Source organism: Rubidibacter lacunae KORDI 51-2, assembly GCF_000473895.1.
Lineage (GTDB): Bacteria > Cyanobacteriota > Cyanobacteriia > Cyanobacteriales > Rubidibacteraceae > Rubidibacter > Rubidibacter lacunae.
In genome coordinates this window covers 1-7,349 of sequence record NZ_ASSJ01000087.1, presented here as the reverse complement: position 1 = coordinate 7,349, position 7,349 = coordinate 1, and the positions used below count along the sequence as shown (strand labels likewise).

The window sequence follows — 7,349 nt, the reverse complement described above, 5'->3', positions numbered from 1 at the left end:
TCCCAATATCGCGTTGCCGGCCTATCCATGGCAACGGGAGCATCACTGGCAGGAAACTAGGGAATCGAACGACCGGCGGCTCCTGCCTTGCGTTCATCCCTTGCTCGGCGTACGGTTGGATCGGTCCGACCCCTGCTGGACCAATGACATCGATCTCAGGCGGCATGCCTTTTTAAACGATCACCGTTTCAAGGGTCTGGTTATCTTCCCGGCGGCAGGCTATGTGGAGCTGGCGCTGGCAGCAGGCCGGGAACTGCATGGCACCGGCAACCTGCAACTGGAGAACATGGAGATCGACCAACCGCTGATCCTGAAACAAGGGCAGCGGCGGCAAATTCAGGTGCAGGTCCTTGCGCATGACGGCACGATCTCGATCGATAGCCGGGTTGCGGGTGAAGAAGATGCTTGGGTGGCTCACATGCGCGGGCGCATCCGGAAGATGCCGGTCCCCGGCCGCCGCCGGTTCGATCTGGATGAACTGAAACGGCAATGCCCTGAAAATATCGCTGAGTTTTTGTATCCGGCCTTCGAGAAAGATGGACTTGATTACGGAGCGGCCTTTACGGGTATCGATGGAATTTGGCGTGGGGGAGATGACGTATTTGCGACCCAACGGCCATTAAATTCACTCGTTCCCGGTCTTAACTCCCACGACCTGGAAGCTTACTTGTTGCATCCGGTTCTCTCAGACTTAGGTATTCAAGCACTCTTTGGAACCTTTCTGAGTCACCAGCAAAGGCAATTCAAAGTACGCTTACCCATAGCACTGGAAAGACTACGTTTATATGGTGTGCCGAAGCCGGACGCCGAGCATTTCGTTTATGCGCGCCGGTTGACGCCAGTGGAAGATGACTTCACCCTCGGCGACATCTACATCATCGATGCGGATGGCAACACGCTTGTTGAGTTCAGAAACTTCGCTGGTAAGCCACCCAGTGCAAAATCCGAACGAAGCGATTGGCTTTACGCCTTTGAATGGGACCGGCAGGAGATCGTCCATGGAATTGACGGCTCCTGGGCCGGCCGGGTCGCACCAAGCACGCTGTCGGCAATCGTTCGAGCCGATCTCCCCAGTCTCGCCGCACGCTTCCACCTCGACCCATACTACGGCGAGGTTCATCCCATTCTGGAAGCGATGACGGTCGCCTTTGTCTGGGAAGCTTTCGCGGCGCTGGGTGGAGGCTGGTCGGAAGGACAGGAACTGACCGTCGAAGGCGTCTGCACCGACCTGAAGATCGCCAAGCGGCACGAGCGTTTAATAAAGCGGTTGTTGCAATGCCTGGAAGGCCCTGACCTGTTGGAAAAGATCGGTAGCGATAGATGGCAAGTTCTATCTGTCTATACCGGTCCCGAGGCAGGGGCCATCATCGAGACTTACCTTTCCAAAAACAAGGGAAAGCATCCCGAGTTCAATCTGCTGGAGCAGTGCGGCCGGCAACTGGCCCGCGTCCTACGGGGCGATGTCGATCCGGTTCGGGTTCTGTTTCCAAAAGGGTCCCAGGCACTGACCGAACCGGTTTACAACCGGTCGGCACTGTTTGGTCCTTACAACCAGATTGTTGAGCTCGTGGTCGGAGCCATGCTTGCTGGTATGCCGGAAAACCGGCCGCTGCGCATTCTGGAAATAGGGGCCGGAACGGGAGCCTTGGCATCGTTGCTGCTGGCGAGTCTGCCGGTCGGACGGCTCCAATACACCTTCACCGATACTTCGCCGGTATTCTTCGGGCGCGCCAAGGAAAAGTTTTCCGATTTCGGCAATGTCGACTACCGGGTCCTGGATATTGAACGCTCCCCGAGGCAGCAGGGATTCGATCCGGACAGTTTCGACTTGGTCATCGCCGGCGATGTTCTGCATGCGACTAGGGATTTGAAGCAAGCCATCGCCCATGCGAAGGAGTTGCTCGTCTCCAATGGCATGCTGCTATTGCTGGAATTCATGGCGCCACCGTTTTGGGTCGATGTGACCTTCGGCATGCTGAAGAGATGGTGGGCATTCGAGGATACCGGTCTGCATGCGGACCATTACTGCCTCGATCGCGACTCCTGGAAGAAGCTGCTCGGTGAATGCGGATTGCAGGATGTAAATATACTCTCCGACCGCAGCGACGGAACCGGCGTTCAAAGCGTAATCTTATCGCGCAAGCCTGAAGGTATTGCGACTGCGGGGGAGCGGGACGGAGAGGGCGTCTGGTTGTTGTTCGAGGACCGTCATGGTATCGGCGCTCGGGTCAAGGAAGAATTCGACAAGAACGGCCAGACCACCTTGCCGGTGACGCTGACCGAACCGGACGAGCCGCCGCGGCCGGAATCGTCCAGCTCGCCAAACATAACGGCAGGCGATCTTTCTGCGATGCGCTCTCTGTTTCAGGAGTCCGCCGGTCGATACGGGACCATCGCCGGTGTGGTCTATCTCAGACCTCTGGATGCACCCCCGCTGGATGAGGCCGGCCGGGAACCCCTCGACACATCGTGCGCCGGAGAATGCCTCAACGTTGTTAATATCCTGCGGGCCTTTGACGATCTGGATTCGGAGGGCGAGCTGCGCCTCGTGCTGGTCACCCGGGATGTGCAGCAGATCGAAGACGATGACAATGGTACCGGCGTGTTGAGCGCTCCCTTGTGGGGACTGGGGAGGGTCGCGGAAAACGAATATCCCGATCGACGTATCAGGTTAATCGACTTGCCAGGGGCAGCGGAAACGATCGATCCCGCCAGGATCTATGAAGAGGCGACCCAACGAACGTCCCGGGAACTCGAAGTCGCGCTGCGCGGCGGCGAACGCTATGTTGCGCGCTTGAGGCAGACCAGTCGTGACCGGCTGGCCCGCGCCCAATCCCGTCCGCGACCCGTGAAGCAAGACGAGATGTTTTATCTCGATCTCCACCAGCCCGGGGATTTGAGCGGTTTCGTCTTGAGATCGGCAGCACGCCCCCGGCCCGGCCCGGGAGACGTTGAGATCGCAGTTCATCACGCCGGTCTCAACTTCCGCGATCTGATGAAGGCGATGGACATCTATCCCGATGACAGCGGCACCCACTTTTATCTCGGTGACGAATGCAGCGGTATCGTTCTCAGCGTCGGACCGGGCGTGGACGGCCTGACTCCGGGCGATCGCGTTGCAGCCATTGCCCGCGGCTTCGGCTCGGTTGTTATCACACCTGCTGACTGCGTCGTGCGCATTCCCGAGCATCTCTCTCTCGTGGACGCGGCAACCATACCGCTGGTGTTTTGCACGGCCTGGCATGCATTGCACGAGCTTGCCGATATCCAGACCGGCGAACGGATCCTGATCCATGCGGCGGCGGGTGGCGTGGGGCTCGCCGCCGTCCAGATCGCACAAAACGCCGGGGCGGAGATTTTCGCAACGGCGGGCAGCGACCAGAAACGGGCGTATCTGGGTTCCCGGGGCGTCAAGCATGTCATGAATTCGCGGACCCTAAACTTCCATGACGACATTCTGAAAGCGACCCACGGCGAGGGCATTGATATTGTCCTGAACTCCCTGTCTGGCGAGTTTATTCAGGAAAGCTTGAACTTGTTGCGATCCTATGGTCGTTTTGTAGAAATCGGCAAGATGGATATTTTTCAGAAGAAGTCCCTGAACCTTTATCCGTTCCGCGACAATCTCACCTACTCTGCCATGGACCTGGAACGAGTGATTCGCCAGCATCCCCAACGCATCAGGCGCTATTTGCATGAGGTCATGCAAGCATTTGAAGGCAAGACCCTGACGCCGCTTCCCGCAACAGCCTTTGACCTAAGTGACGCGGAAAAGGCCTTCCGGTACATGGCCCAGGCCAAACATATTGGCAAGATCGTTTTCGATCTGCATGGGGACAGCCCCGGGCGCGCAGTCTGCGAAGCACCCAGCTTCAACGGGTTTCATAAAAATGCCTCGTATCTGCTGACGGGAGGTCTAGGCGGTTTTGGTTTGGCCGTGGCGCAATGGATGGCTGCCGAAGGTGCGGGTCATCTCATTCTCGCCGGGCGGCGCGTTGCCCTTACCGATCCCCAACGGGGAAAGATTGCGGCGATCGAAGCAACGGGCTGCAAGGTGAGTGTCGTCAGTCTCGATGTGACGGACGAGGACAAACTACGGCAGGTTCTGAATGACCTCTGTACGGAGAAAGCCCCGCTCAAAGGGGTCATCCATATGGCGATGGTCCTGAATGATAAGTTAATCAAACAACAGAACAAACGCAGTTTGTCGGAGGTGTTCGACCCCAAGGTGAAAGGGGCTTGGAACCTTCACCGGGTGACCGGCGCCATGGCTCTCGACTTTTTCGTGCTGTTCTCGTCCATGGCCGCCATCGTCGGCAATCCAGGCCAGTCGAACTATGCCGCAGCCAATCAGTTTCTAGAAACCTTGGCATACCACCGCCGGGCGCGGGGTCTGCCGGCGGTGGCAATCGCCTGGGGTCCCATCTCGGATGTCGGTTATGTGGCCGAACATGACGATATTCATCAGCGTTTTAATCGGCATGGTGTGAAGGCATTTGGGGCGGCAGAAGCCATCGAGATTCTCGATGGTTGCCTAAAGGACGGGCTTAGCTCGGCCGGCGTCTTGCGTATCGACTGGCAGACGTATTCATCGCACCTTCCAGGGTCGATGAAGTCCAACCGATTCAGGCATCTTGTGGGCGCCAGCGCCAATGCGGCGCCGGGAGCTGACGTCAGCTCCCGGCTGCTTGCCGCTCTGAAAGCGGCCGAGTGTTCGCAGCGGCAGGCACTCGTTCGGGAATGGCTGACAGAGCAGCTCGCCGGGATCTTGGCCTGTAAACCGGAGAAAATCGATGCCACCCGTTCGTTGACCGATATCGGAGTCGATTCGTTGATGGCGGTGGAACTTTCAGTGCTGATTGAAAAGAGCGTTGGCAGCAGCATTCCGCCGATGGAACTCGCACAGACCCGGACGCTCGAACGGCTGGCCGCCCGGCTGGTCGAGGAAACCACTGGCAATACCGATGAAGCCCGTCCACCGGCCACATCGGCCGCTTGAGATGACAATCAAAAACCTGTTCCGAACAATTGAATGGCGTTCGAATAGTAGCATCCGCGGTCCTATGCGAAATCGGACCAATTTCGGCAGATCGGCAACATAGCTTCAGCCCTGGAGAGGAACTTGTGACGTGGATATCTTAGAAAATATTCCCAATCAGAAACGCAGAATTGCCAGCGACCGGTTTCCCTTATCCTCAAGCCAGCAGATGGTTTGGTTCGATCAGGTTCTGAATCCTGACAGCCCTGCGTATAATCTCGGTATAGTCACTGAACTGGTCGAGCAGGTTGACATCGAAGTGCTCATCAAAGCGCTTGAGGATATAGCCGATCGGCACGATGCATTAAGAACCAGTTTTCACGTTGAAGACGGCATCCCGTTTCAGGAGTTTGCGGATTCTATTGATGTAGATCCTTACACGATCGACTTCTCAAACGAAAGGGATCCCGAAGACGAGGCTAGAAAATACTTACGCCAGAAAATCAACGAACCATTCGATTTACACGGGGACCGGCTTTGGGACGCCCATTTCATCAAGATCGATCGGAAGAAACACTATCTCTTTCTGCGATTTCATCATCTCATCAATGACGGCTTCGGCATGTCGTTGATCGGTGAATCTCTTTCAAAGAGTTATAACAAGATCGTGCAAGGCGATAGTTATCTGGCTACAGATGGCTTTGAGAGCATTACCGAAGAACCATTTGAGAGTTACAGCGAGTTTTTAAAGGAAGATCGGGCTTATTTGACATCTGCCGAATTCGATCGGGACCGTAAATTTTGGTGCGATCGCTTTTCGGACGTGCCGCCGCCAGTGTTTCCCAGTTCCGATTTGTTGTCGAATGGTCATGCTTATTGCGACCGTCTCGAATGGGAACTCGAGCGGGCAACCTACGACAGATGTACAGCCCTGGCGGCGAGTCAGGGCTGTTCGATGCTGCATTTCATGCTGGCGCTCATTGGACTTTATTTGACGCGCGTTCAAGCTCTGGACGAGATTGTTGTCGGTGTGTCGTTGCATAACCGCACCAATGCGCGGCAGAGACGAACTCTGGGAATGTTTGCAGCCGTCATGCCTTTGAAAATTCAAGTCGATCGGGCGCGTTCATTTACGGACCTCTTGAAACGAATAGGTAGCGACACACAATGTTGCTATCCACATCAGCGTTTCCCAGTCGCGGACATCAATCGTTCGCTCAATCTGGGTGGCGCTCGCAGAAGACAGTTATTTGATGTGGGCTTTGACTTTGAAACGACACTCAACGAGGTTCCATTCTACGACACATTTTGTCGAATAGAAACTATTAGGCCGAATTTCAATCAAAGTTCATTAGGTATTTTCCTACAAGAACATAGCTTATCGTCCGATGTCTCGATTCTTTTCAAATACAGCGCTGATATCTTCGAGCGTCAAGATATTGAAGCGATGCGGCAGCGTATCGCCATTTTGCTTGAAGCAATTTTAGAGGATGAGAACTGTCCGGTCGGCGAACTGCCGCTCATGGCTGCGGACGAGCGCCGTCTCGTTGTTGAGGAATGGAACGCGACGGCTGCTGAGTATCCGCAAGGCACGTGCCTGCACGAGCTGTTCGAGGCGCAGGTTGCCAGGGACCCGTCAGCCGTGGCTCTGGTCTTTGAAGGTAAGGAGCTGAGCTATGGCACTCTGAACGCCCAGGCTAACCGTCTGGCACATCATCTGCAGGCTCTGGGTGTGGGTCCGGACGTTCTTGTTGGTCTTTGCGTAGAGCGCAGCTTTGAGATGGTGGTGGGGCTGCTGGCGGTGCTAAAGGCGGGCGGGGCCTATGTGCCTCTGGACCCTGCCTATCCCATGGAGCGCCTGCGCTTCATGCTGGAGGACAGCCGCCCGCGGGTGCTGATTCATGACGACAGTGTGGCGGCGGACCTGCTTGATGAGCTTTGCCGGGCTTGCTCCAGGACCCTGGCGGTCGACCTTACGGGCGGTCCGGATAGCTGGCGCGAACAGCTGGCGACGAACCCGGAGCGCGGGGCTCTCACACCCCGTAATTTGGCCTATGCAATCTACACCTCCGGGTCTACGGGACGGTCGAAAGGCGTCATGGTCGAACATGGCAACATCGTGAACCAGGTGCTCTGGTATCAAGAAGCTTTCGCCCAGAACGGGGACGATGTGGTGCTGCAGAAGACCCCACTTGGCTTCGACGTCTCCGTGTGGGAGATTTTCGTGCCGCTGATGTGCGGGGCGCGGCTGGTGCTCGCCCGGTCGGAGGGTCACAAGGACCCGGCCTATCTGGCGGACGTTATCCGCGAGACTGGGGTTACCATACTCCAGTTTGTACCGTCGATGCTGGAGGCGTTTCTGGCGCATCGA

General features: G+C 56.5%; 2 protein-coding genes. Both read left to right on the top strand.

The features are described 5' to 3' along the window. Window positions 1–100: 100 nt before the first annotated feature. Window positions 101–4,999, top strand: coding sequence for an SDR family NAD(P)-dependent oxidoreductase (locus KR51_RS16630; RefSeq protein ID WP_040656620.1), 4,899 nt, complete (start codon window positions 101–103; stop codon window positions 4,997–4,999). Between the two features lie 130 nt (window positions 5,000–5,129). After that, window positions 5,130–7,349 (top strand): non-ribosomal peptide synthetase (locus KR51_RS19995; protein ID WP_022609329.1); only part of this gene is annotated, 2,220 nt, incomplete at its 3' end.